Source organism: Robiginitalea aurantiaca, from assembly GCF_030380815.1.
GTDB lineage: Bacteria > Bacteroidota > Bacteroidia > Flavobacteriales > Flavobacteriaceae > Robiginitalea > Robiginitalea aurantiaca.
Genome location: NZ_JAUDUY010000002.1, coordinates 73480 through 100117, shown reverse-complemented (window position 1 = coordinate 100117; position 26638 = coordinate 73480). Strand labels below are relative to the sequence as shown.

Genomic DNA, 26638 nt, shown 5'->3' with positions numbered 1-26638 from the left:
AAATCTGTTCCGGTATTCAACCTTTTGACTTGCCCTTTTTTGAATTTCGGGAATGCCAATGCCTTTGGTTTATGTGCTTTTGAACAACAATCCGTATCTTCCCGGGACCATTTCAGAAACGATAAACCTTTTATTCGATGAACATTAGATTCCTATTGATTTTTCTTCTCACAGCCCTGTTTCCGGGCTTGCTGTCTGCCCAGGACTTATCCGCCCTCCAATACCGGGAAGTCGGACCTTACAGGGGGGGGCGCGTTACCGCAGTGAGCGGGGTAGTCGCAGAACCGGCAACATTTTATTTTGGAGCCACCGGGGGAGGCCTCTGGAAAACAGAGGACTATGGAGCCAGTTGGTTTAATATTTCAGACGGATTTTTTAAGACTCCGAGTATTGGAGCCCTGGCGGTTGCACAGAATGATCCAAACGTAATTTACGTGGGTACGGGGTCCGATGGCCTCAGGAGTAATGTTATCGAAGGGAAAGGGATGTACAAATCCATAGATGCCGGAACAAACTGGGAGGAAATCGGCCTTGAGGAGGCCGGCCAGATCGGGGCGGTGCGCCTGCATCCACAGGATTTCAATACGGTATATGTCGCCGCAATTGGAAAGGCCTTTAAAGCCAATCCGGAGCGCGGGGTTTATAAAACTACCGACGGGGGTAAAAGCTGGTCCAGAATACTATTTATATCGGAAGAAACAGGGGTGTCGGATGTGGAGCTCCTGCCGACAAACCCCAATGTGATTTTTGCGGCCGCCTGGAGGGGAGTCCGCAAGCCCTGGACCATCATCAGCGGGGGTACACCCAAGGAAGGCGGGATTTATAAGAGTCTTGACGGCGGACTGAGCTGGAATCGTATAGAAAAGGGCTTGCCCAAAGACTTGATCGGTAAAATTGATATTGAGGTTTCTCCCTCTGATTCCCGAATTGTCTACGCCCTTGTCGAAGCACCCGGTGAGGAAGGCGGGTTGTACAAGTCTGTCGATCAGGGTGAGTCCTTTAAACAGGTCTCTTCCCATAGCGGGATTCGAACCCGGCCGTTTTACTATACAAATATCAAGATAGATCCGACAAATTCGGACATCCTTTATGCCATGGCTACCGGGTATTATAAATCCGAAGACGGAGGTAAAACGTGGAATCGCTTAAATCCACCTCATGGCGATAACCACGATATGTGGGTAAACCCTGAGAACCCCGATCTTTTTATTCAAAGCAACGACGGTGGGGCGAATGTTACCCATAATGGGGGCAAGACCTGGTCAACACAGTTTAATCAGCCAACGTCCGAAATTTATCAGGTCGAGGTGGATAACCAGTATCCGTACTGGCTCTATGGAGGGCAGCAGGATAACTATTCCACAGTGGCCGTCCCGAGCATGCCACCCTACGGAGTACAGGCGTCGGGAATCGGTTATATCCAGAATACAGGGGGGTGCGAAACGGGACCGGCGGTACCCCATCCGACCAATCCGGATATCGTGTATTCAAATTGCAAGGGCAGGTTTACCGTCTACAACAAAAGAACCGGCACGGAGCAATCCTATTATGTAGGGGCTTCCAATATGTACGGACATAACCCCAAAGACTTGAAATTCAGGTTTCAGAGAGTGTCACCGATTCATGTATCACCCCATAACCCCGGGGTTATTTACCATACCTCCCAATACGTGCATAAAACTATCGATGAAGGAAAGACCTGGGAAATCATTTCCCCGGACCTTACCGCTTTCGAGGCGGATAAACAGGTCATTTCCGGAGCTCCGATTACAAGGGATGTAACTGGGGAAGAGTTTTACAGCACGATATATGCGATCCGGGAATCGCCCGTACAGGAAGGCGTAATCTGGGTAGGGGCTAATGATGGTCCTGTTCACGTAACCAGGGATGGTGGCCAGAACTGGGATGAAGTAACGCCCAAAAACCTTCCTCCGGGGGGACGTGTGGATGCGGTAGAGCCCTCTCCCCACGATCCTGCAAAGGCCTATGTGGCTGTGCTTCGCTACCAGCTTGGGGATACACAACCCTATATTTATAAAACGGAGAATTACGGAAAAAACTGGACGCTAATTACCAATGGTAACAACGGAATACCTAAGGACGCCCCGACGCGGGTGATTCGGGAGGATCCCGAGCGTGAAGGCCTGCTCTACGCTGGGACTGAGTACGGTATGTATATCTCTGCAGATGACGGGAATTCCTGGAATTCTTTTCAGCAGAACCTGCCCGTTACCCCGGTTACAGACCTAAAAATACACAGGGGTGATATGGTACTTTCCACTATGGGACGGGGCTTTTGGATCCTGGATAAGCTGAATCCGCTGCGACAAAAGGATCTAAACGCACTGAATGAATTACATCTCTTTAAACCAGCCAAGACAATAAGGTATCGAACACCTTCCGGTGCCTGGAATTCGAGCAGGCCCTCCTATCCGGACCCTGGAGTCGTTCTGGATTACTTCCTGCCGGAGAAATCGGAGGTTCCTGTGAAACTTGAAATTCGGGATACAGCAGGAAGGGTACTGGTGGCGTTTTCAAGCGATTCGATCCCTGCATCCGCCTCGGGACCTCGCAGGGATATGGGGACAAATTTCACGGAATTCCTGGTCTCGGAATCCCTGACAAAAAATAAGGGGCTCAACCGCTTTCGATGGGATATGACTGTTGCCGGCCCCTGGAGCAGCAATGAAAACCGAAGCTATCGCAACGGCCCTATGGCAGCACCAGGACAGTATACCGCAGTTTTAACGCATGGCTCTGGTACGAGCAGTCAGGATTTCGAGTTAGTGTTGGATCCTCGTGTCATGGCGGCGGGTATTGATGTTGCCCAGGTAAAAGAACAGGTAGAATTTCAAATGGTGGTTCGCGATAAACTAAGCGAAACCTATCAGTTTCAGGATGCCCTGGAAAAGGAAATCGAAGAATTGGAAAGTAAAAAGGGACAGTCACCATCGGAGCAATCAAGGTTAACCGCACTGGAGGAAGTATTGGCCAAAGTGAAGACGGAAGAGGGCATATATATGCAGCCCATGCTGGCGGACCAATGGCGCTATCTCTACTATATGATGAATCAGGCCGATCAGGTGCCTGGAAGGGATGCGCGCCAGAGATTCACAGAATTGACAGGTCAATTGGAGGGACTGAAATCGCAAGCAGTACTAAAAGAATAGTAGGGATGACCCGCCTCCGGAAGCTTCCGTTGCGGATCGTTGTAGCACACCTGAACTTTAAGTTAAAGGAGCCCTCGGCACAAGGGGGTTAGAATTCCTTCTTAACGACTTCTCCGTTGAGCATCACAAAGGGGACATTACGCATTGCCCGGATATCGGTAGTGGGGTCGCCGGGAACGGCGATGAGGTCCGCGAGGTAGCCTTCCCGGACCTGACCCAAAAACTCCAGGTGGAAGGTCTGCGCATTGATCTTTGTCGCCGCCTGCAGGACCGCTAAAGGAGACATTCCATATTCGACCATCAGCTCGAGTTCCCTGAAATTCTCACCGTGGGGATACACCCCCACATCTCCTCCAAAACCAATGGTAACGCCACTGGAGAGGGCGAGGCGAAAACTCTCTTTTTTCCGGACAATTCGGTCTGTATCCAATTTGCCGTCCCAACCGCTATAACGTTCAATGGCGTCCCCGGCGGCCAGGGTAGGGTAGAGGACCGTATTATTTTCCTTCATCAGTGTATAGGTTTCGGCTGTAGCCCCGTCCCCGTGTTCAATGGTCTCAACCCCGGCCAGGATCGATCGTTTCATTCCCTCGGGTGTACTTGCATGGGCCACCGCATATTTTCCGGCAGATCGCGCTGCACGCACCATCGCCTCGAGTTCTTCAGACAGGAAAGTAGGTTCGGAGGGGGCTCCGGGAGTCCAGCGATAATCGGCGTAAATTTTAATAAAATCAGCCCCGCCCCCCAGCTGTTTGCGAACTGCCGATATAACATCGGGTACCCCACTTGCGGGCTCGGCGCCCAGAGGGACCGTTACACCTTCATGAAAGCCTTTTGGGCCATAAGCCCCGGTGGCAACTATAGCCGGCCCGGCTACCAGTAGTCGGGGCCCCGGAATAATACCGGATTCAATGGTTTTTTTTAAAGCGACATCTGTATATCCTGCTCCCTCTGACCCGAGATCCCGCATTGTTGTGATTCCCGCCATCAGTGATTTCTCAGCATGTACGGCCCCTCGTATCGCCCGTTCAGCGGGTGATTCCTTTAGCACCTGATCATTCCAGGGGGTTTCGTTATAGGGATGGAGTAAAAGGTGGGAATGCCCCTCGATCAGACCCGGGAGCAAGGTCATGCCTTCAAGGATAATGACATCGGTGTTTTTGGACCTCTTCAAACCCCTTTCCGGTCCGGCGTACGCGATATGGTTTTCCTCGATAAGGACGACCCAATTCTGTTGCATGCGTTCCCCGTCAAATACCTGTGCAGGTTTTAACAGCGTTTGTGATGTCGCCTGTACTCCGATAGAGCTGATTATAAGGAGGTAGAGGAGGCGGATAGAACTCATTTTCATAATGTACTTTTTTTTGGGTTGTTACTGGCCGATAACTGGGGCTATACCAAAACGGCCCTAACCAACGGGTCACGTTTTTTTCGACTGATATAGGGTGGTTCGTACAGAGAAAACCCTTTCTGTAAGACCCTATTCGTTCTTCGCCTTCGAATTTGATGCTATTTCTTCAAGTTTCTGATCGATCAGATTACGCGTCAGCCATTTTCCCTGCAGCATAAGACCGGTCATGCCCTTGAGTGCACCTACATCCTCGAGGGGATTCTCGCGAACCAGGAAAAAATCAGCGGCCTTGCCGGCTTCCACAGTTCCCCAGTCGGCTTCGGCTCCAAAAAACTGCGCCGGCGCATACGTGCCCATCCTGAGTATTTCCAGGGGGGTAAGCCCGGCCTGGTGCATTGAGGCCATTTCACGATGGAGTGAAAACCCGGGGACATTGAACAGCTGTGGCGCATCCGACCCCAGTAGTAATCCCTGGCCATTCCGCGCTAATTCACGGATAAGCTCCTGTCGGATGGCATCAAATGTCACCCATAGTTTTGGATCCCATGAAGGATCATTCATCTGCTCTTCCTTAACCCGCTTCCAGTTCTTTAGTGTGGCCGGGGTCATGTACTTCATTTCGGGCTGGGCCAGGAGGCTGTCCGCATCTGTTGGGGCAAACCAACGCTCAAAAAGCGTTTGGGTCGGGACCACCCATACCTTTTGCTTACGGGTAAGTCGTACCAGATCGTCAATTTTGTTTGTATCTGCGTATTTTGTGAAATTAAATCCGAAAAAGCCATTGCTGGCCGGATCCACCGACCTGTCCGCGGGAACAAGTCCTTCCAGGTACCCGTCAACATGGTCTATTGTTGCGTAGCCGCTTTCAAGGGCGTGCCTAACACCAACCTCCACCGGCACATGACCTGCAAACGGAATAGCTGATAAGCGCGCAGCCGATACCAGAGAATCGAAAACCGAAAGGCGGATCCCCGGATGGATTTTAAGAAAATCATAGCCCTCAGATGCGTATTGGGTTACTTTTTCAACAGCTTCCACCCCCGTCCTGACCGTGTTGCCATTCAGAGACGGGCTGGAGGTGTAAATGCGGGGGCCAAGGACGGTTCCTTTGCTGACTTCCTCCCGCAATTTTAAATGATCGGGATGTCCAAGCATCCCCCTTATGGTGGTAATACCCCCGGAGAGATAGAGGAATAAGATTTCTTCAATGCGTTCCTGCGAAGTCGGAGGGGATGGGATATGGGCGTGCATCTCTGTCAGTCCGGGTACCACATAGGCACCATCCCCATCGATAACAGCCTGGAATTCACCAGAAGGCAGTACCTCGGTTACTTCGAGGATTTGTTTGGCTCCAACGACTATATTTTGGTTCTCCAGTATGGTTCCGTTAAGGACATCCACGACATGGACATTCTTTACAAGGGTTCGCTTGGGGATATCCTTTTCTTGTGTCTGCCCGCAGGCCGATAATGAAAGGACCAGGACTATGGAAAGGTATACTTTTATCATAAGGCAGTTGATGTAATGTAGAAATTGAAATCGACTTCAAAGTGTTCCGGCTTCCTTTTGAATGGGGTTTGCTTCCACTGATCCGAAGGGTAAATCCATTGGCTCGCCCCGTCTGCCATAATCCGGACTGGCATGTCAAATCCAGGCACGATATCCACATATCGATACTCGAGGAGGTTGCCCTTCCATCGGTATTCGAGATTTGGCACCAGTGTCGAGCGGAGGTATTGATTAAAAAAGGCCGTGAGGTCTTTGCCGCTTTTTTCACTCAGGTACGCCTCAATTTGTTCCGTGGTTACTGTTTGGTGGTAGAAGGTTTCGTTGAGCCCCCTGAGTATGTTCCGCCACAGCTGATCATCCTCGAGGAGTTGCCTCAGGGTGTGCAGCATGTTGGAACCTTTGTAATACATATCCCCGGACCCCCTTTGGTTGACCCCGTAAGGGCCAATGACCGGCTTGTCATTCCGGATGTTTTTGCGCGTGCCAGTCACATAAGCAGAGGCGGCTTCCTCACCGAAATGATAGTCCAGGTAGAGGCATTCGGAATAGGCGGTAAAACTTTCGTGAATCCACATATCGGCAATGTCCCTGTAGGTAATGTTGTTTGCAAACCATTCGTGCCCAGCCTCGTGAATGATGATAAAGTCAAACTCCAGTCCCCAGCCGCTGCCCGAGAGGTCCCTCCCCAAATATCCATTTTTATATCCATTTCCATAGGTCACGGAGCTCTGATGTTCCATGCCCAGATAGGGTACCTCCACGAGTTTAAAACTATCCTCATAAAAGGGATAGGGTCCGAACCAGTGCTCAAAGGCCTTCATCATCATAGGAACTTGTTTGAACTGCTTCTCGGCCTTTTTCAGGTTTTCCGGAAGCACGTAATAATCGAGGTCGAGTGTTCCTTTTTCCCCTGAAAAGGTTTCTGAGAAATGGGCGTACTCGGCAATATTTGCATTTACCCCGTAGTTGTTGATCGGGTTGGCGACAAACCAGTGGAAGGTGCGCAGATCTCCCGCCTGGTCGATGTTTCGCAGTCGCCCGTTCGCAACCGCAGTCAGGGGTTCAGGAACCGTTAAGGCAATTGCCATGGAATCCGGTTCATCGTACATATGATCCTTATTGGGCCACCAGACGCTGGCTCCCAGGCCCTGGCATGACGTCGCGATAAAGGGTTGTCCTTTACTATCCTGTTTCCATGAGAATCCGCCGTCCCATGGGGCATTTTCCGCCACCCTGGGCACCCCGGAATAGGCGATACGAATCACTTCCCTGTTCCCGACTACCTGTGGCTTGACCAGGGTAACCATATAGGCATTCCCTTCCCGTGTAAAATCCAGCTTCTCACCATCCTGGGTTATCCCTTCAATCTCAAGAGGGGTCTGCAGGTCGATTTGCATCCTGGAATAAGGCTCCAGAACGGTATAGTGGATCGTATTGCTTCCTGAGATTTTTCGGGTTTCAGGAGTCACAGCCACACGTAAGTCATAATACGTCAGATCCCACCAGGCCCGCTCCGGAGTAATACTTCCCCTTAGGGTATCCTGTCGTGTGAAGGCCTCCTGGCCGATCCCGGAAAACAAACAAGACAATGCAAAAATGGGTAATAAGAGCTTTTTCATTCAGTGATAATTTGTTCCGTTACAGCGTCGGAGCGGTCAAGGAGGTATGCGTACTTGCTATTTCTGACGATTCTGGTCAGGTCATCTGAGTTCAGAAGCTCAAAAACCGCTTCCTGTTTATCCGGGTGTTGTTCGTAATAGGATTTTGAAATCAGGTAGCCAACTGTGTAACCCAGATCGTGGGGGCGGTCTTCGATACTACCGCCATTGTACAGCCATTTCGAGAATTCGTCACCCAACAGCTCCGTTGATAATTCTTCAAAAATCCATTTTTCGTTTTCCGGGTCTGAGAGAAACACCAGATTTTCATTCTCCAGGGGTTCTCCTGAACACAATTCTGCCATCAAATCGCATATTCCCTCATGCAGTACGGCCGCAAGGAGGTTATCCCTGTTTTGTTCATCCCTGTAATTTTGTTGAAAATGCATTAGTTCATGAATCGTGATTCGCGGTAAATCCCTGAAATCCATAATGGCTCCGCGCTGCCAGTCCGTGAGTTCTTCCGTTGGCATACGCGAAGATTTTCCGTACATGTCCCCCCCTAGAAACATCCCCATTTCAGTAGCCGTCCCCCCGGAATTCAAAATACCCGGAACGATGTATACCTTTGGGAAAACGGCCATTGGATAGAGATCCCTGAAGGTACGCATGGAACGCACAATGGTCTCTTTGACGGATTTAATACTATCCTGACTAAACTGCTGCTGCAAGTACGTATAGTAGTTTGGAGCTGCATTGATCATCTGCCCGTACATCTGGTCGACACTGCCATACCGGACCACATAGAAGTCCCGGACTTCCTGCGGCCCCTTAAAAACAAATGTTTTTAATTGTATCCTCGCCTGAGAAGTATCCTTAAGGGCCGCGTTGAAGTATGGCCAAAAGGCATCCATGGCCTCTGTTTTAAATTCAAAATGAGACAGGGCTTCCAACTCTGTCTGGATGGAGTCAAGGCGCTCGTTGAGTGCAGACCACTGAGGCCCTTCCATTTCGCGATCCCCTTTCGGGAACTTTTCCAGGATTCTGGGATTGGACATCCCCTGGTCAATGGCCCTGTGCATCATGGCGACAGCCGAGTCGGTTACCCCACCTTCCCAGTACGCGAATGCCGCCTGAATGTAGAGCTCTGAAGATTTTAAATCTTCATTCGCCCTCACCAGACTATCGGCCAGGATTTTATAGGCACCTGCGGCTTGTTTTTCACCGTAGAATTCAAAGAGTCCTTCAATGTCAGGCAATTTCATTTCAGAAACCTTGCGCTCCGGGGCATCGCAGGAGCTGCCTAGTGCCAGCAGGCAGATACAGGTTAAAAGACAGGTGCGTTTAATTCTCATAGGACCTTAATTTCTAAAAACACCAGATGGAAAAGCAACCGGGCTCTCATGTCCATCCTGCCCAACCGCAGCTACACCAAAAAAGTAATTGTCGATCACGATACCTTCCAGGGTAACCTCGGTGACATTTTCAATATATCGAAAGTGGTCCCAGGTGGGGGAAGTGGTATCCCGCCAGTAGACCTTATAGCCTTTAGCTCCCGCAACGGGCTTCCACCTCAGTCGCGCGGAGGGTTCTACAATACCCCCTATTTCGACACTTTCAGGGGTGGGGGGGGACCAGCCCAGTGAAGCCAGTGAAATAGCGTTGACTGCGGTGAGTTTCGCCGCATACCCGAAATCGACATATTCGAGCAGGTCGCCATACTGTATGCCGTCCTCCATTCGTATGTCCTGATGTTGCTGGGTGTAGTTTTCATGTGCTTCCATAATGCGGATTCCCGCATAGCCGGCATCGTTAAAGGGTCGGTGATGTCCGCCCCTCCCAAAACGATCCAGGCGATAAATAAGCATCGGATTCATCTCGGGCATATACGTCTGAGTGGTGCGATGGACATATCGCGCAAGCTGGCGGGAGATCCCGTCGACCTCGCCCCCATAAAACCGGCGGGAACGGCGTTCTCTTTCTGTTTCCGTTGGGGGTACGGGTTCCGAGAAGATTCGAAAATCGCGATTGCTTACCACACCATCTACACCTGTGGTATTCCCAATCATGTCATTATTCATGACTCCGATAAGATTCCAGTTGTTTTCCTTGGCATATGCTGCCAAACCTCTGCCTCCAAAGAGCCCCTGTTCTTCACCTGAGAGCCCGGCATAGACCACGCTGTTGTCAAAGGAGTATTTAGAAAGCACGCGGGCTGCTTCTATGGTACCCGCCATGCCACTAGCGTTATCGTTGGCCCCGGGAGAATCGGAGGTTGCATTATTGGGGTCGCTTACCCGGGAATCGATATCCCCGCTCATCATAATATACCGGTTCGGGTGTTTTTTACCCCTCTGGACGGCGATAACATTCACTACCCAGACGTCTTCTGTAATTCGGTCATTTTCGGATGCCTTAACCAAATTTCGCTGATAAAAAACCTCCAGACATCCTCCGCAATCTTTGGATATCGCTTCGAGTTCCTTTTTGATCCACCGACGTGCAGCCCCAATACCCCGGGTTTCTGAAAGGGTGTCACTCAGTGTATGACGGGTTCCAAAGCCTACAAGGGTTGTGATGTCATTTTGAATCCGCTGGGTGGAAACCGAATTGACGATTTCGTAAATACGGGGATCGGTTTGTGCTTCTAACAAAGTGCTAAAGCACAATAAGGCGAGGGGTAGATAGTATTTCTTCATTGTTGCGTATTTGGATATTTCTTGTTAAAATGCAGCGCATGGTAGTAGCAGAGCGGCCCGAGCAATATGTATATAAAACCCGGAAGCCCATACTGAATCCCAATGCCCAGGAAGGCGATCAGGATGGAAACTGCGGATAGCAGGGCGTAAATGGCAAAATGGCGGGAATAAAACAACAGATTCAGAGCACGGGAAATGTTTTTTGTCTTTTTTGAAGCCCGTCTGTACATCAGGGAGATGCACAGGAATATCAATAAGAAGCCCAAACTGTACCATTGAAATAAATCTGCCAGACCTTCCATGGTGATCCGCTCCTTTCCCAGCCAGGAATTAATCAGTGATTTAAGCGGGAATACATAATAGAGGACGACAAAGAGCAGCAGGGTATTATAGGCGATTATGACGTAATCCACATACCCTCCGGACCTTCGGAAATAATTGTAGTGCACGACCCACAGCCCGATTAAAACAAAGAAGCTCACCGCAAAGGAGATCAGGTTCAATCCCTTGTCCGGAAGATCCAGCCAACTCTCATTGAGGTCCAGGGATACGACCATAAGCGTGGCTGCAAATGCGAAGACCCCATCACTGAGGGCTTCCAGACGTCCAATGTTGTGAGGTAATTTCATAATTTATTCCAGGACTTCGACCACCAATGCCAGATTATTCGATGGGATATCATAGGCTATACGGCTAATGCTGGATTTTGAATTTTGAAGCGAATAAAACGGTTTCCAGGGGCCTTTCTCTTTTACTTTAAATACATGTAATGCTGCCCCCACACCACAGATGATTTGGACGGGGTCCAGCCAGCAAATATCCTGAACGCCTTTGGGGAGTTCAGCGATGGTTTCAGTGGCTCCTGATATGGGATTCATGGATTTAACCATGAGCTTTCCCTCCTCGAGGGCCGTATAACTGATCCGGTCCGAATCCGGAATTCGCTCTAAGGACCTGCCGACATTTTTCTGATACGTATACCTACTGCCATCTTTTAAATTCACAACCACGAGGTCCATGCGGTTATCGATAAGAACGGTGCAGACCAATACTTCCGGGGTGTACCAGAGGTGATACCCTATTTTAAGATCTGCAATTAAGAGGGTGTTCGCACCGCCGTCAAGGGGATAGCTATAAAGGCGCTGAAGCCCAGTTGTATCCAGTCGGATTGAAGAAACTGCCTCCTGGGCTGGTATTTTTACCGGGGAGTATTCACTGCCTCCGGGGGTATCTGAAATCCAGGTGATTTCCGCTTTGGACAGGGAATACTTTGCGATATCCGTTTGGCCGTTCCGTGTTCTGGAATACAGAAGGGCATCTTCATTGAGAAAGTAGGGCTGATTATCATATCCGGGGTTCCTGGAAATATTCTCGGGGGTAGAAACCTCAAAGCCATCCTTTTTATGCTCTAAGGTGGCCAGGTATACATCTGTTTCGGGCTGAGCGAAAACACAAGCACCTCCAAGGGTCAGCAATAGCGTTAAGACAATAGATTCAACCGAGTTACGATAAATCATAAAGCATTGGTTGTTAAGTATTTCGAATGGTATTTCTTGAGTGTTCCTTGCATTTGGGCTCTAAAGGGGTAAAGTAACCATTTCACGGGATTCTGACAACAAACCGGTCTAATTGTACGCCTACATTTCGGTAAAACGATGGATAAGGGCACGGGCTGCCGGGATTCCCTCCAGGTAAAATTTCGCCTGGGTTTTCATGCGTCCGACTTTAACGGTAATCGCGTCCTCAGGTAATTCCTGGAACATAAACTCATCAGTCCAGTCATCTCCAATGGCAAAGATGAAGTCGTAATCTTTCCGTGCGATCATCCGCATGGCTGCCCGTCCTTTGTTGACGTTACTGCTTTTAATTTCCACGACCTTGTTGCCGTTTAAGACACTCAGGTCGTCATTGGCAATCAGGGAGGTGAGGACGGTATTCAGTTCGGTAGCGCGTTTTTGTCCAAAATCCGGGTCCGTATTTCGGTAATGCCAGGCCATGGAGTAATTCTTGTCTTCAATAAACGACCCCGGAGTGCGGTCCACAAAGGATTCGAGGACGGGCCGGATTTTTGGCATCCAGTCATTCTTTACATTCTCCAGGAGCTGGAACGCACTGCCTCCTTCCGATATCCATACCCCGTGTTCAACGATCATAGAATACCCCCTTCCGTCAAACCATTTACCCAGGGTGTCTTTGTCCCTTCCGCTGATGATGAAAATATCGGTGTCCTTTTGCTCGTAGAGGGCGTCAAGCATTTTGAGCAGCTCCGCATCCGGACTTGCCTTTTGCGGATCGTTTTTAAATCCGGCAAGGGTGCCATCATAATCCAGGAACAGGATGCGATTACGCGCCTTGCGATACTGTGTCATCATGGTATTGGTAAGATCTACCGTAAGTCTGCGGGCGACGTAGGGCGGATCCGATTGTTTATGCGTCAGGAGGGATTCCATGAAATCACCGGCCCATTTTTCCACATTATAGCGGGCCAGGCGCTTTTGCATGGGTGTATTCCGTGCCTTTTGCTCCGCTTCCGGCATGTTGATTGCCCGATGCAGGGAATCGGCTATCTGTTCGAAATTGTTGGGATTGATCAACAGCGCTTCGTGCATTTCATTGGCCGAGCCGGCCATCTCACTTAAGATAAGGACGCCTGTTTTATCCGTGCGGGTGGCAATGTATTCCTTGGCGACCAGGTTCATCCCATCCCGTATCGGGGTGAGCCATGCGATATCACAGCTGGTGTACAGGTCTACCAGATTTTCAAACCCCAGAGAGCGGTAAAAGTACCATATTGGTGTCCAGCTCACGGTAGAGAGTTCCCCATTGATCCGGCCCACAAGTTCGTCAATCTCCTTTTTAAGCAATTGATACTGGGGGACTTTAGAGCGGGAGGGTACGGCCAGGATGATAAGCCTCACCTTCTCCTTGTACTCCGGGTATTTACCTAAAAAGTATTCAAAGGCCTTGAGCCGCTTTGCGATACCCTTGGAGTAATCCAGACGGTCGATGGAGAGAAAGAACTTGGCATCGGGGGTCGAAGCTTTATGTGCGTAGAGTCGCCTTTGAAGATCGGATTGTTCTCCATCTTTCTGGTCCGCATTTTTTTTGGCCGCTTCATGAAATTTAGCGTAATCAATTCCCATGGGAAAGGAGTCCACTTTAGCCATACGGTCTTCCAGATTGATCTCATTGAAATTCACCTCGAGCCCAAGCACCCTGCGGACCGAACTCAGAAAGTGACGTTCATAATCATAAGTGTGGAATCCGATCAGATCAGCTCCCAATAAGCCTTTTAGTATTTCCTCCCTCCATGGAAGGGTCCGGAATATCTCATATGAGGGAAATGGAATGTGCAGGAAGAAGCCGATTGACAGATCCGGGCGTTCTTCCCGAACCATTTGTGGGACCAGCATAAGCTGGTAGTCGTGAACCCAGAGGATATCGTCTCCCGATGCCTGTTCCAGGACCGCATTTGCAAATTTCCGGTTGACTGCTTCGTATATTTTCCAATTGGAAAGTTCAAATTCGGCATACTCCAGGAAATAGTGATAAAGGGGCCAGATGGTCCGATTGCTGAAACCATAGTAAAATCCTTCTACCTCCGCCTCCGTCAAGCGCACCTTACTGCAACCGTGTTCCTCAAGGGCCAGGTCAATTTCGCTTTCAAGATCTTCCGGGATTTCCTCCTGGGTAAGCCCGCTCCATCCGATCCATAGGCTTTCACCCTCCTGATGAACAGATTTCATTCCGGTGGCAAGCCCCCCAACGCTGGGTTTGGCCTGCATTTTTCCTTCATTTATCTGTAATTGAACCGGTAGTCTGTTGGAAAGGATTATGGTTTTGCGCATTATTCGGGCTTTTGTATCTTTTAAGCTTTGGTTTTGCCTAAATTTCGTCAAATTAAGGGGTATAGCCAATTAATGTTTAAGAATTAGCACATTTACAGCCTATGGATAATCTGGATTATGGAATCATTGGGAATTGCCGTTCCGCTGCACTTATATCAAAAACCGGATCCCTGGACTGGTGTTGTTTACCGGAATTCGACTCTTCCTCTGTATTCGCCAGGCTTTTGGATGAGGAAAAAGGGGGACGCTTTGAAATCGTGGTCGACGCCGACTACGAGATTACACAGCGTTACAAAAAGGACACGGCACTCCTGATTACCAGATACCGCAAAGGCCCACATGTATTCGAGGTTCGTGATTTTATGCCCCGATACCAGAAAAGGGACGGCAGTTTTCACACCCCTCCGGAAATTATTCGATATATCAGCCTCCTTGGAGGTAGCCCTGAATTTAAGGTGCGTTACGACCCCCGTTTGGAATACGCCAAAGGTGAAACCCAAACCTACGTCAAGCACCCCTTTATCGTCAGTCTTACCTATGGGGATAAATTCGATACGATCTTCCTCTATACCTCATTCAACAAGAATGCCATAGTTGAGGGGCGGACCATCACGCTCGAGGAAGATGGGTATTTCCTGATCGGGTATAATGAAAAGCTCTTTAAGCCCACGGTAAAGAAAATGTACGTTGAAATGGAACGTACAAAAGTCTATTGGCTGAACTGGAGCAGCAGAACCCCGGACTATCGCAAATACAACGGAGTCATTAAGCGCTCGGCCATTACCCTGAAATTGCTCAGTTATCAGAAATCAGGGGCAATACTCGCCGCGGCCACCACCTCCCTGCCGGAAACCCTGGGGGAGGTCCGCAATTGGGACTATAGATTTTGCTGGATCCGGGATGCTTCAATGGCCGTTAAGGTAGTATCCGATCTCGGGCATAAGGAAGTAGCCCAGCGCTACCTCCGGTTTATTGTAGATCTCATACCGGATAAGGATGAGAAGCTGCAGATCATGTACGGCATCAATAAGGAAAAACAACTGACGGAAAAGATACTGGACCATCTCAGTGGCTATAAGGGCAGTGGACCCGTACGGGTTGGAAATGCAGCCTTTGAACAACGCCAGAATGACATTTACGGCATCCTGATGGACATGATTCATACCCAGCTCCTTCGTTTTCCCAATGATATTGAAAACGGGGAGGAGCTATGGTCCCTGACTAAAGGGATTGTCTGGATCGTTGAAAAACACTGGAAAGAGCCCGATAAAGGAATCTGGGAGTTCCGGACGGAAGACCGGCATTTTACTTTTTCAAAGGTTCTCTGTTGGGTGGCCATCGACCGCGCCATCAAAATTGCGCGCATTTTCCGCAAACAACGCAAAATCGACAAATGGCTTCCGTTGGAAAGCGAAATTCGGGAGGAAATCCTTGAAAAGGCCTGGAACGGGGAAGTTAAAGCCTTTACACAATCCTATGGCAGTCCATATCTGGATGCCTCAGTCCTGTTGATGGAAACCTATGGTTTTATCGAAGCTCTTGACCCCCGCTATGTGAATACCGTAAAGGCCATTGAACGGGAGTTGAGTCAGGATGGACTGTTGTTCAGGTATAAGAATGAGGATGATTTTGGCCTGCCCACGTCCTCCTTTACGATCTGCACCTTCTGGTTTATAAATAGTTTATTCCGCATCGGGGAGGTGGAGCGTTCCAGGGAGTGGTTTGATCGTGTCCTGGGATACAGCAACCACCTGGGGCTTTTTAGCGAGGATATCGATTTTAAAACCAAGCGCCTGCTCGGGAATTTCCCCCAGGCCTATTCCCATTTGGCTTTGATCGAATGCGCCCTGAATTTTTCACGTCAGGCGAGCGATCAACAGGTTTTGACGAGCCTTCAGGAATAGACTTTAAAAGCCAAACCCACCCGAATCCCGGTCTTTTGGGAAAGGCATATAGGTTTTGTTTCCCAACAGTATTCCCAATGGGTCCTTCTGCGGTTCTCTCAAAGCACTTTATGGGTTGAGGAGTTTTATTCCCTTGTCTTCCAGATAGTCGAGGAGTTCCTCCAGGTTTGCTATCTCAGTAAATGGATTCATCAGGCTCGTGCGCAGGTATAGCTTTCCTTTCAAACGTGTTTGTACGATATAGAAACGCCCCTCCTCCAGGACCTGGGCCCGAAGGCGTGCATTCAGATCATCCAGGGTTTCGGGTGGGATACCTGAGGGAGCCCATCGGAAGCACAAGATGTTTGATTGTGGCTTACAGGCGAGTTCCCAGTCCGGTCTGTTTCGGATGCGTTTCGCAAAAGTTTGCGCCAGGTCGTACTGCCTGTTCAGGTAAGCTTCAAAAATACCTTCCCCGTAGGTATTTAATACTGCATACCAACTGAGTGCACTGGTTAGCTTGGTGCATTCAAAAGTGCGTTTTGCCCCGTTGAACCAGTCTTCTTCAAGGGTATCGGCTAACAGATATTCCGCTTCCTGGCTAAAGGTGTTATAGGAGGTGGCACCGTCAGCGAACAATAGCGCTGTTGTGATAACAGGCATCCCCATCATTTTATGACCGTCAATTACGACGGAGTCCGCCCCTTCCATCCCGCGTACAAGGAAGCGGTATTTTTCCGAGAGAACAGCCGGACCCCCGTGAGCCCCATCGACATGAAACCAGAGCTTCCGGGCAGCTGCAAATTCCGCCAGGGCTTCAAGATCGTCGTAACTTCCTGTGGCTGTGCAAGGTGCACTTCCAACAATAGCGAAGGGTGTAAGGCCTTTTTGGCGGGCGGCCTCATAAATCTCAGGTAGTTTGGATGTGTCCATGCTAAAATCTTCAAGGACGGGAACCTTCAAAACCCCGGCTTCTCCCAGCCCCATAATGCGGGCAGCCCTGTCCACGCAGTAATGAGCGGCTTCACTTACGAGGATTGCGAGCCCTCCGTTATATCCCTGGTTCCATATGTCGTCCGCAACAGCATTCCGACGGGCTGAGAGCAGGGCAGTGAGATTGGCCAGGGTACCGCCCGAAGTCAAAATACCCCGGGAAGAGGTTTTGTAACCGATTTGCGCGCACAGCCAGTCTGTGACGATCCGTTCCATGGCCGTTGGTGCCATACCCATTTCGTAGACGGCCATTCCGTTGTTGAGAAAACCTCCCAAAAGGGCCATCAGGGAGGCCAATGGAAGGGGAGGGGCCACCTGATGGCCCATATAAAGGGGATGGTGGACGTTTGTAGTGTGCTTAAGCATTTCCGCAACAAGTTCTTCCACCGAATCCGAATGTGGAAAGCCTTTCCAGAATTCCAGCATTTTTACAGGGCTGATAAAGGGGAGTACGCGCGCTTCCCCTTTTTGGGCCTCTGTCAGATATCGGGATAACTGATCTATCAGTTTGTGACCCATTTCATGGAAGGCCCCGGGGTCATAGAGCTGTTGCACTCGGTCTTTTGCCATATGAGAAAGTAGTTAGATCTCGATAGAAGTTCACGTATTCCAAGACGAGTTTCTGATATTCCCATCTGCAACAGTCACTTTTAGGGGTACCCGACAAGTACCTCGAAGGATCTAGGAGCCTTTGGGGTAATCCTTAAGACGTCCAAACTGCACATCCTTGCGGGTTTTGAGTAATTCGATTAACTTTTTTAATTCTGTTTCCTCGTAATCCTTACTGAACATTTCATCATGGCATAGCAGTACCAGGTGTCCTTTGGTGAAAGTCCTTCCCCGGTCCAGATGCTTTTCAATCTCATGGAATAATTCTTCCGCAGTGCCTACGGGTTCAGCGGTTTTCGGATCGTGGAACCACTCCATATCCCATCCATAAATCTCAAAGCTATTTTCAGCCAGCAGATCGGCCGCTTCCGACCCACTCGCTATATCGTCCTTTTTCCGGTCTCCAATGCGCCACATATTCCTTCCGGGAAGACGCGCGACCCTGTCTGCTGAATTTATGATGGTGTCACTTTTCAGAAAATCTTCCAGAACCCCTGCAGGATCGAAATAGAACTTAGAGTAGTGGTTACGCGCATGGGAATAACTGTGGTTCCCCACTTCAATGTAAGCGTTCTTCTTATATAAGTCGACATAATCGGGCATTGCTTCAGCGTGCTTGCCAACCAATAATACCGTAATGGGTACTTTTTCATAAACAATGGCGTCATTTATTTTTTCGCTTCCGTCCAAAGGCCCATCGTCAAAAGTCAGGTAAATAACCTTTTCAGGCCCGGGGTTCGAAGTATTTGCACCCTGCGCATTCACACCCATGACGGCGGTAAAAAGCAACATGCTGCACCCTACCGTTTTTAATATTCCCATAGTCATATCGATTTTTTTCTAATTCTAATTTATGAATTCCCGGGCATCCTGCCTGAACAAAATAAAAAAAAGGCTGTCTCATATGGAGACAGCCTTTTTAAGCTATGGATTAGCGGGTAGTTTAGTCAAAAGTATATCCATTCTGCTCAGCGACGGCATCTGCAACCATCTCCCGCAACTGTACGATGTTTGGCTGATTCTGATATTTGGTAAACCGCTTAAGTCCCATCAGCATCATGCGTTGTTCATCCCCTTCTGCGAATGAAACAATCGCTTCCTTGCCTTTTTTGATAATGATATCAACTGCTTCGTACAGATAGAGCCTGGCCATGGCGATCTGCGTTTTCTGACTGTCTTCCCCAGATCGCTTCGCATTCTTTTCAGCTCTGAGTACGGCGGATTCAGCCATATAAATTTCAATGAGGATATCCGCCGCTGCCATCAAGAGTTGCTGATGCTGCTCAAGGTCCGGCCCAAACTGCTGTACGGCCTTTCCAGCCACCATCAGAAATACTTTCTTCAGGCGTTTGATCAAATCCTTTTCCTCAGCAAATAATTCGGAGTAATCCGGGGTATCGAAACTGGGAATTCCCATAAGTTCCTCTCCCACGGCTGTTGCGGGTCCGAGCAGGTCTACGTGACCTTTCATCGCTTTTTTGATGAGCATGCCCACCGAAAGCATCCGGTTGATTTCGTTGGTTCCTTCATAGATCCGTGCAATCCGTGCATCCCTCCATGCAGATTCCATTGGGGTATCTGCACTGAAGCCCATTCCCCCAAAAACCTGAATCCCTTCATCTGTGGTCTGCTGTACGTCTTCTGAAACAGCAACTTTGAGGATGGAGCATTCGATGGCGTATTCCTCCACACCTTTAAGCTCGGCCTCCTGGTGCGTATTTCCCTCGGCTACGCGCATGGCTATCCGATCCTCAATATTCCGGGCTGCCCGGTAAGAAGCTGCTTCCCCTACATAAGCATTGGTCGCCATGGTGGCAATTTTTGCCTTGATGGCGCCGAATTCGATAATAGGAGTCTTAAACTGCATCCGCTCCTTGGCATATCGTACGGCTTCATCTGTAACCCTTCGCTGGGCTTCAAGACAGGCCGCGGCCAGTTTTATCCGGCCTACATTCAGGGCATTCATGGCAATTTTGAATCCAGCCTGGCGCTCAGAGAGCATGTTCTCAACAGGGACTTTGGTTTCATTGAAAAATACCTGACGGGTGGAGGAGGAATGAATACCCAGTTTTTTCTCTTCATCGCCAAGGGTAATCCCGTTCTCCGGGTCGTTTTCCACAATAAATCCAGTGATATACTGATCGTCTTCAATCCTGGCAAAAACGATAAAAAGGTTACAGAACCCGGCATTGGAAATCCACATTTTTTGGCCGGTTATCTTATAATATTTTCCATCTTCTGAAAGTACCGCCCTGGTCTTGCCCGAATTGGCGTCGGAACCGGCACCCGGTTCGGTGAGGCAATAGGCTCCCATCCATTCTCCGGAAGCCAGTTTCGGCACATATTTCGCCTTTTGTTCTTCCGTACCATAGAGTGTAATCGGCATGGTCCCAATTCCTGTATGGGCTCCAAAAGCGGTGCTAAAAGAACCTGAAGCACCCGAGATGTAATCGCAGACCAGCATGGTGGAGACAAATCCCATACCCATACCTCCGTAACTCTCCGGGACAGCAATACTAAGCAATCCCAGTTCTCCGGCCTTTTTCATACAGGCCTCGGTAAACGCGTAATCCTTTTTTTCGAAGCGCTCCCAATTCGCCCACAGTTCCCGGTCGACAAATTCTATGGTACTCTCGCGCATCATCCGTTGTTCTTCGGTCAGGTCTTCAAGGGTGAAGACATCTTCACAGGCCGTTTCCTTAACCAGGAATTGTCCGCCTCTCGTAATTTCCATTTCTTTGATTTCGCTACTCATATCTTCAATTTTTTCTTCTCAATTTTTATTTAGCCTTTTTGTTTTTTCCTTAGGACAGAAATTCATAGATCCCCGCAGCTCCCTGACCGGTTCCAACGCACATGGTAACCATGCCATATTTACCATGGAGGTTGCGGTGGCGCATTTCATCGAATAACTGAACAGATAGTTTTGCACCCGTGCACCCCAGCGGGTGGCCTAACGCAATGGCGCCTCCATTCACATTGACGATCTCCTGGTCGAGTCCGACCTCCCGTATCACCGCAAGGGATTGAGAGGCAAATGCTTCATTGAGTTCAATGAGCTCCAGGTCCTTTAACTTGAGACCGGAAAGTTCAAGGGCTTTGGGTATGGCCTTAACAGGTCCGATGCCCATGATACGCGGGGGAACCCCAACAGCAGCATAGTTGACCAGACGTGCGATCGGCTCCAGGTTCAGCTCTTTGACCATGGCCTCACTCATCACCATGGCAAAGGCCGCACCATCACTCATTTGGGAAGAATTCCCGGCAGTTACGCTACCGCCCTGTGCAAATACAGGCCGCAATCTGCCCAACGCTTCCACAGAGGTGTCTGCCCTGGGCCCTTCATCTGCCTTAACAGTGTAGTTTTCGGTGGCTTTCTTTCCCTTGTTATTTACGTGGGTGTAGGCAATATCGATAGGTACGATCTGGGAGTCAAATTTACCTTCCTTCTGAGCTTTTAAGGCCCGCTGGTGCGACTGGTAGGCAAAGGCATCCTGGTCTTCCCTGGATACCTTGAATTGATCGGCCACAGCTTCTGCAGTAAGACCCATGCCCCAATAGTAATCTTCATGTCCGTTCTTGGCGAGCTTGTAGTCCGGTACGGGCTTATAGCCCCCCATAGGAATGAAACTCATGCTTTCGGCTCCCCCAGCAATGATGCAATCGGCCATTCCGGACCGAATTTTTGCAGAGGCGATGGCAATCGTTTCCAGACCGGAAGCACAATAGCGATTAACGGTTACTCCCGGGACATCTTCAATTTCCAGACCCATCAGGGAAATCAAACGAGCCATGTTTAAGCCTTGTTCGGCCTCTGGCATGGCATTCCCAACAATCACGTCATCGATTCGTTTTTTGTCCAGCTGGGGTAACTCTTTCATCATAAAGGCAATAGTCTCCGCTGCCATTTCATCCGGTCTCTTGAACCGGAAGGTTCCCCTGGGTGCCTTACCCACGGCCGTTCTGTATGCTTTAACGATATAGGCGTCTTTCATGGTTTGTACTCTTTGTATTCTGTTAATTTCTCAATGGTTTTCCCGTTTTCAGCATATGCTGAATCCGCTCAAGTGTCTTGCGTTCTGTACATAAAGACAGGAAAGCTTCGCGTTCCAAATCCAGGAGGTACTGTTCGCTGACATAGCTTGCTTCCGAAAGATCTCCCCCTGCCATTACATAGGCCAGTTTGTTGGCGATCTTCTTATCGTGGTCTGAAATATAGCGACCTGCCTCCATGGAATCTGTCCCGACCAGGAACATTCCAAGGGCCTGTTTTCCGAGTACTTTAACGTCCCCGCGGGGTACGGGCTTGGTATACCCTGACTCTGCGAGCAGTTTGGCGTAGGCTTTGGCCGTGGCAATTTGTCGGTCTTTGTTGACAACCACTACGTCCTTCCCCTTTTGCAGAATGCCCAGGTCAAAGGCTTCGTAGGCCGAGGTCGATACTTTTGCCGTTGCCACCGTCAGGAAGTATTCCCTCAGGGTATTGAGTTCCACATCGTCTTTGCGGAAGTGATCTGAAGCCCTTAAGGCCATCTCCTTCGAGCCGCCACCTCCAGGGATGACTCCGACCCCGAATTCCACGAGTCCGATATAGGTTTCCGATGCGGCAACCACCTTATCTGCGTGCATGCTGAGTTCACAGCCCCCTCCAAGGGTCATCCCGTGTGGGGCAGAGATCACCGGAATCGAAGAGTATCGCATACGCATCATCGTATCCTGAAAGTACTTGGTGGCCATCGCGAGCTCATCGTACTCTTGTTCGGCAGCCATCATAAAGATCATCCCGATATTGGCACCTACAGAAAAGTTGGGTCCCTGATTTCCAACTACAAGACCCTGGAAATCTTTTTCGGCCATGTCCACTGCTTTGTTCAACCCGGCAAGAACATCCCCTCCTATGGTATTCATTTTGGACCTGAACTCCACATTCAGGATTCCATCGCCCAGATCTTCGACCACGACCCCGCTATTTTTGAAAACCTCATTGGATTTTCGGATATTATCCAGGATGATAAACCCATCCTGACCGGGAACTTTTACGAACCCTTTTTCAGGGATGTCGTAATAATAGGTGGCCCCGTCTTTGACAGTATAAAAGGATGAAATTCCCGCTTCCTTCATTTCATGTATCCAGGGGGCTACTGTTTGCCCGCTGGCTTCCACGAGTTCCAGGCCTTTGTCAAGCCCTATGGCATCCCATATCTGAAATGGACCGTGTTCCCAACCGAATCCCGCCTTCATGGCATCGTCAATTTTGAACAGGGCATCGGTAATCTCCGGGATTCGGAAGCTCACATAGGCAAAGAGGGCGCCAAAACTCTTCCGATAGAATTCGCCTGCCTTGTCTTTCCCTCCGGTCAGCACGGGAAACCGGTCAATCACGTTGTCTATGGATTTTGTCAGTTCCAGGGTGGCAAATTTCGCCTTCTGCTGCGACCGATATTCCATCTTTTCGAGATCCAGGCTCAAGATCTGGCTCGAGCCGTCTTCTTTTCGAACTTTCTTATAGAATCCCTGTCCTGTTTTACTTCCGAGCCAGGATTCTTTCACCATTTTGTCGATATAGTCCGGCAGCTGAAATAACTCGTGCCGCTCGTCTTTCGGACAGTTTGCCCCAATCCCGTTGGCCACGTGCACCAGCGTATCCAGGCCGACAACATCTACCGTCCTGAAAGTGGCGGATTTGGGCCGGCCGATTACCGGGCCGGTGAGTTTGTCCACTTCTTCAATGGTCATTCCCAGGTCTTTGATGGTGTGGAACAGGCTCATGATGCTGAAAATCCCAATCCGGTTCCCGATGAACGCAGGGGTGTCTTTTGCCAGTACGGAAGTCTTTCCAAGGAATTTTTCACCATAGGAAATCAGAAAATCGAGGACATCCTTTTTGGTCTTGGGCCCCGGGATGACTTCGAAGAGCTTCAGGTATCTGGGCGGATTGAAGAAATGCGTCCCGCAGAAATGCTGCTGGAAGTCTTCACTGCGTCCCTCGCTCATAAACCCGATAGGAATCCCTGAGGTATTAGAAGTGATCAGGGTTCCGGGAGTGCGATGGGCCTCCAGTTTCTCAAAGACCTGTTTTTTAATGTCAAGGCGTTCTACGACGACTTCGATTATCCAGTCTGCCTCTGAAACCCGGGCTATATCATCCTCCAGGTTACCCGTTTGAATGCGTTTCGCAAAACTTTTGTGATAAATTGGAGAAGGTTTGGATTTCAGGGCCTTGGTCAGGGCATCATTCACGAGCCGGTTTCTGACCCCTTTGTCCTTTAAAGTTAAACCGCGGGCCGCTTCCTTATCGGTGAGTTCCCGGGGGACGATGTCAAGCAAGAGCACTTCAACACCAATATTTGCAAAGTGGCAGGCAATTCCACTTCCCATGATTCCGGATCCAACAACCGCAACCTTATTAATATGTCTGTTCATGTTTAAATGGGTATTACGTATTTGACGCTTTTTCTTTATCGTAGATTTTCTTCTCAGAAATTAATTGATTGATGCAACCAATGACGGAAAAAAAGCCATCGAGTTGTCCCTGGGTGACCTGGCTCCGAACGGCCTCATTAAAGCGGAGCACAACATCCTTGGAATCGGCCCGTTTCTCCAGGCCAAAATCGGTAAGGTGAATCAAAACACCACGGCCATCATCCGGGTTGGGACGCCGCTCAATCAAACCTTTGATTTCCATGTTTTTGAGAATCCGGGACAGGCTGGTGGCCTCCATTCCCATCTTAGGTCCGAGGGCTGTGGAAGGCGTACCCGTTTTTGGGTCGATGCTCAACAGGGTAAAACCAACAGCCATCGTACTGTCAAACTGTTTTGCCTCTTCGTTGTACATACGGGCAATGGCTTGCCAGGTAGACCTTAGGGCGTAATCAATAGTGATGTCCTTCATAAGATTGTTACGAACATCAAATATAGCAAAATTTATTATGCATGCATAATAAATTTTAAAAAAAGTAGGATGCCGCTTCGGGTTCGGCTAGCCCATGAACCAGCCGTTAGCTCCTTAGCAGATCGAGGCTTATTAGGCTTAGAATCAATGGTTATAAATATCGTTGTAGAGGTCGATATACTTCTCCTTAATAATCTTCCTGCGCAATTTCATGGTCGGAGTCAGATGTCCGTCATCCACCGTCCAAATGTCCGGTGTAAGTTTGAATAATTTGACTTTTTCCCACTTTGCGAACTGTTCGTTGGCTTCTTCGACTTCTTTTTTAAAGCGATCCTTCACTATCGGATTTTCAATAGCTTCTGAGGTGTCTTTTAACTCTAAACCGTGTCGTTTGGCCCATTCAAAGAGAAATTCAAAATTCGGCTGGATTAAAGCTGCCGGCATCTTTTCACCTTCACCAACAACCATTATCTGTTCGATAAACCTGGATTGTTTCATTCGGTTTTCCAGGAGTTGAGGGGCAACGTATTTCCCTCCGGAGGTCTTAAACATTTCTTTTTTCCGATCCGTAATCCTGAGGAATCCGTCTGAATCGATCTCTCCAATATCTCCTGTATGGAAAAAGCCTTCGGGATTGATTACCTCCTTTGTCCGTTCCGGATCCTTGTAATATCCCATCATGACATTGGGGCCTTTACAGAGTATTTCACCATCTGAGGCGATTCTCACTTCAACCCCTTTTATGATCCTTCCGACAGATCCGATTTTCCAACCTCCATTCCGCTGATCGTTTACGGAAATGACAGGAGAGGTTTCCGTCAGGCCGTATCCTTCCATAACGGGGATACCGGCAGCTCCGAATACCCTTGCGAGACGAGCCTGCAGTGCGGCGCTTCCGGAAACCATGGTGTCGAGATTTCCTCCAAGGCCTTCTTTCCATTTTGAAAAGATGAGTTTACGCGCCAACCCGAGTTTTTTCTCATACCACCATCCGTTGGCTCCATAGGGTTCGTATTTGAGCCCGACTTCTACTGCCCAGAAAAACAAGGCCTTTTTTATTCCCGTCAGGTCGGCTCCCCGTCCAATGATCTTGTCGTATACCTTTTCCAGCAGCCGGGGTACCACGGTCATGACATTGGGTTTGACTTCCTTCAGGTTGTCGCTGATGGTCTCCAGGCTTTCAGCGTAGTAAACACTGATTCCACAGTATTGATACAGATAGAGGATCATCCGCTCGAAAATGTGGCATACCGGCAGGAAACTCAAAGCGACACTCCCGTATTCGAAAGGCACCCGCTCCTTGCTCGCCAGAACATTGGAAACAATATTGTTATGCGAAAGCATTACCCCTTTAGGGCGGCCTGTAGTCCCTGATGTATAGATCAGGGTTGCGAGGTCTTCTGGCTTTACGGCGTCTTTGCGCGCTTCCACATCAGCCTGATTTGATTCATCCGCTCCCTCTTCCAGCAGTTCACTCCAATGCCGGCATCCTTCAATACGGTCAAAACTAAAAATCTCTTTTAAAGTCGGAACTTCCTTCTGTACTGCCCGAACCTTTTCAAGGACTTCGGTGCAGGATACAAAACAGTAAGCGGATTCGGAGTGATTCAGGATGTAGGCGTAGTCCTCTTCGGAAATCGTAGGGTAGATCGGGACATTTTGCGCGCCAATCTGAAGGACCCCGGTATCCACAATACTCCATTCGGTGCGATTGCTCATTGAGATCATGGCAATTTTGGAATTTGCTTCCACTCCCATTTTCAAAAGGGCCCTGCTTATGGCATTTGCCCGCTGCAGGTATTCTGTTGAACTCACCGAAATCCATTCTCCGTCATACTTGGTGACTGAGGCCTTGTCCAGGTGAAGGTTTTCTTGTTGATAGTAGGGGAATTCAAAAATTCTGGTGACGGTTTGCATATGAGTTCTTTTAATCGAATTGCAAAATACGAAAAGCAGGGGGTATTCTACAACAAGATCCGCAATACGAATACCGGCATATTGAGAAAACGGTAATTCCCAAAGGCTACCCTTGGGTAAAACTACTTTAAATAGTGCTGGAAGACGTGTTTTGTGGCCTCAAGCCTGC

Annotated in this window: 17 protein-coding genes; 2 read left to right on the top strand and 15 right to left on the bottom strand. The window is 49.2% G+C overall.

Translation table 11 applies throughout. The annotated features are described in order from the left end of the window. Positions 1-137: 137 nt before the first annotated feature. Positions 138-3170, top strand: a complete 3033-nt coding sequence (locus QU605_RS03960; protein ID WP_289723976.1) for a WD40/YVTN/BNR-like repeat-containing protein — start codon at positions 138-140, stop codon at positions 3168-3170. A gap of 88 nt (positions 3171-3258) precedes the next feature. Here the strand turns inward: QU605_RS03960 and QU605_RS03955 are convergent, their stop codons facing one another. The 8 genes from QU605_RS03955 to QU605_RS03920 form a co-directional block, all read right to left on the bottom strand. Beyond that, complete coding sequence (locus QU605_RS03955) at positions 3259-4521, bottom strand: metal-dependent hydrolase family protein (protein WP_289723975.1); 1263 nt, start codon at positions 4519-4521, stop codon at positions 3259-3261. Positions 4522-4650: 129 nt separating this feature from the next. After that, on the bottom strand, positions 4651-6030 hold the full coding sequence (locus QU605_RS03950) for an amidohydrolase family protein (protein ID WP_289723974.1): 1380 nt from the start codon (positions 6028-6030) through the stop codon (positions 4651-4653). Further along, complete coding sequence (locus tag QU605_RS03945) at positions 6027-7649, bottom strand: M1 family metallopeptidase (protein ID WP_289723973.1); 1623 nt, start codon at positions 7647-7649, stop codon at positions 6027-6029. The genes QU605_RS03950 and QU605_RS03945 overlap by 4 nt, the downstream gene beginning before the upstream one ends. Further along, a complete protein-coding gene (locus QU605_RS03940) occupies positions 7646-8983 on the bottom strand; it encodes a hypothetical protein (protein WP_289723972.1) in 1338 nt (445 codons plus the stop codon). Before QU605_RS03940 ends, QU605_RS03945 begins: the two co-directional genes overlap by 4 nt. Positions 8984-8989: 6 nt before the next feature. Next, positions 8990-10327 (bottom strand): M28 family metallopeptidase, encoded by a 1338-nt coding sequence (locus QU605_RS03935; RefSeq protein ID WP_289723971.1) that lies wholly within the window; start codon positions 10325-10327, stop codon positions 8990-8992. Beyond that, the gene (locus QU605_RS03930) at positions 10324-10956 is read right to left on the bottom strand and encodes a TMEM175 family protein (protein ID WP_289723970.1); all 633 of its coding nucleotides are present in this window, start codon (positions 10954-10956) and stop codon (positions 10324-10326) included. The genes QU605_RS03935 and QU605_RS03930 overlap by 4 nt, the downstream gene beginning before the upstream one ends. A 3-nt stretch (positions 10957-10959) precedes the next feature. Next, entirely contained in the window at positions 10960-11844 is an 885-nt protein-coding gene (locus QU605_RS03925) for a TolB family protein (RefSeq protein WP_289723969.1), read from the bottom strand. A gap of 120 nt (positions 11845-11964) precedes the next feature. Then, positions 11965-14175 carry a bifunctional alpha,alpha-trehalose-phosphate synthase (UDP-forming)/trehalose-phosphatase gene (locus QU605_RS03920; protein WP_289723968.1) on the bottom strand — a complete coding sequence of 737 codons (2211 nt, stop codon included), beginning with the start codon at positions 14173-14175 and terminating at the stop codon, positions 11965-11967. A gap of 101 nt (positions 14176-14276) precedes the next feature. Between QU605_RS03920 and QU605_RS03915 the strand changes: the two genes are divergently transcribed. After that, positions 14277-16079, top strand: coding sequence for a glycoside hydrolase family 15 protein (locus tag QU605_RS03915; protein WP_289723967.1), 1803 nt, complete (start codon positions 14277-14279; stop codon positions 16077-16079). A gap of 108 nt (positions 16080-16187) precedes the next feature. Here the strand turns inward: QU605_RS03915 and QU605_RS03910 are convergent, their stop codons facing one another. The 7 genes from QU605_RS03910 to QU605_RS03880 all read right to left on the bottom strand — a co-directional run bounded on the left by QU605_RS03910 (position 16188) and on the right by QU605_RS03880 (position 26469). Further along, positions 16188-17621, bottom strand: a complete 1434-nt coding sequence (locus QU605_RS03910) for a pyridoxal phosphate-dependent decarboxylase family protein (protein ID WP_289723966.1) — start codon at positions 17619-17621, stop codon at positions 16188-16190. Positions 17622-17732: 111 nt separating this feature from the next. After that, a complete protein-coding gene (locus QU605_RS03905) occupies positions 17733-18482 on the bottom strand; it encodes a polysaccharide deacetylase family protein (RefSeq protein WP_289723965.1) in 750 nt (249 codons plus the stop codon). 121 nt (positions 18483-18603) lie between these two features. Further along, a complete protein-coding gene (locus QU605_RS03900; RefSeq protein ID WP_289723964.1) occupies positions 18604-20415 on the bottom strand; it encodes an acyl-CoA dehydrogenase FadE in 1812 nt (603 codons plus the stop codon). 49 nt (positions 20416-20464) lie between these two features. Next, the gene (locus QU605_RS03895; RefSeq protein WP_289723963.1) at positions 20465-21655 is read right to left on the bottom strand and encodes an acetyl-CoA C-acyltransferase; all 1191 of its coding nucleotides are present in this window, start codon (positions 21653-21655) and stop codon (positions 20465-20467) included. Between the two features lie 22 nt (positions 21656-21677). Then, positions 21678-24083: a 3-hydroxyacyl-CoA dehydrogenase/enoyl-CoA hydratase family protein gene (locus QU605_RS03890; protein WP_289723962.1), complete on the bottom strand. Its 2406-nt coding sequence runs from the start codon at positions 24081-24083 to the stop codon at positions 21678-21680. Positions 24084-24096: 13 nt separating this feature from the next. After that, entirely contained in the window at positions 24097-24552 is a 456-nt protein-coding gene (locus QU605_RS03885) for a MarR family winged helix-turn-helix transcriptional regulator (protein WP_289723961.1), read from the bottom strand. 144 nt (positions 24553-24696) lie between these two features. Beyond that, positions 24697-26469, bottom strand: a complete 1773-nt coding sequence (locus QU605_RS03880; RefSeq protein WP_289723960.1) for an AMP-dependent synthetase/ligase — start codon at positions 26467-26469, stop codon at positions 24697-24699. Positions 26470-26638 lie beyond the last annotated feature (169 nt).

Coding starts and splice junctions, on each gene's coding strand:
- QU605_RS03930 (WP_289723970.1), bottom strand. CDS start 10,956: ATGAAATTACCTCACAACATTGGACGTCTGGAAGCCCTCAGTGATGGG.
- QU605_RS03955 (WP_289723975.1), bottom strand. CDS start 4,521: ATGAAAATGAGTTCTATCCGCCTCCTCTACCTCCTTATAATCAGCTCT.
- QU605_RS03940 (WP_289723972.1), bottom strand. CDS start 8,983: ATGAGAATTAAACGCACCTGTCTTTTAACCTGTATCTGCCTGCTGGCA.
- QU605_RS03960 (WP_289723976.1), top strand. CDS start 138: ATGAACATTAGATTCCTATTGATTTTTCTTCTCACAGCCCTGTTTCCG.
- QU605_RS03910 (WP_289723966.1), bottom strand. CDS start 17,621: ATGGCAAAAGACCGAGTGCAACAGCTCTATGACCCCGGGGCCTTCCAT.
- QU605_RS03890 (WP_289723962.1), bottom strand. CDS start 24,083: ATGAACAGACATATTAATAAGGTTGCGGTTGTTGGATCCGGAATCATG.
- QU605_RS03945 (WP_289723973.1), bottom strand. CDS start 7,649: ATGAAAAAGCTCTTATTACCCATTTTTGCATTGTCTTGTTTGTTTTCC.
- QU605_RS03935 (WP_289723971.1), bottom strand. CDS start 10,327: ATGAAGAAATACTATCTACCCCTCGCCTTATTGTGCTTTAGCACTTTG.
- QU605_RS03885 (WP_289723961.1), bottom strand. CDS start 24,552: ATGAAGGACATCACTATTGATTACGCCCTAAGGTCTACCTGGCAAGCC.
- QU605_RS03950 (WP_289723974.1), bottom strand. CDS start 6,030: ATGATAAAAGTATACCTTTCCATAGTCCTGGTCCTTTCATTATCGGCC.
- QU605_RS03925 (WP_289723969.1), bottom strand. CDS start 11,844: ATGATTTATCGTAACTCGGTTGAATCTATTGTCTTAACGCTATTGCTG.
- QU605_RS03915 (WP_289723967.1), top strand. CDS start 14,277: ATGGATAATCTGGATTATGGAATCATTGGGAATTGCCGTTCCGCTGCA.
- QU605_RS03895 (WP_289723963.1), bottom strand. CDS start 21,655: ATGAAAGACGCCTATATCGTTAAAGCATACAGAACGGCCGTGGGTAAG.
- QU605_RS03900 (WP_289723964.1), bottom strand. CDS start 20,415: ATGAGTAGCGAAATCAAAGAAATGGAAATTACGAGAGGCGGACAATTC.
- QU605_RS03880 (WP_289723960.1), bottom strand. CDS start 26,469: ATGCAAACCGTCACCAGAATTTTTGAATTCCCCTACTATCAACAAGAA.
- QU605_RS03905 (WP_289723965.1), bottom strand. CDS start 18,482: ATGGGAATATTAAAAACGGTAGGGTGCAGCATGTTGCTTTTTACCGCC.
- QU605_RS03920 (WP_289723968.1), bottom strand. CDS start 14,175: ATGCGCAAAACCATAATCCTTTCCAACAGACTACCGGTTCAATTACAG.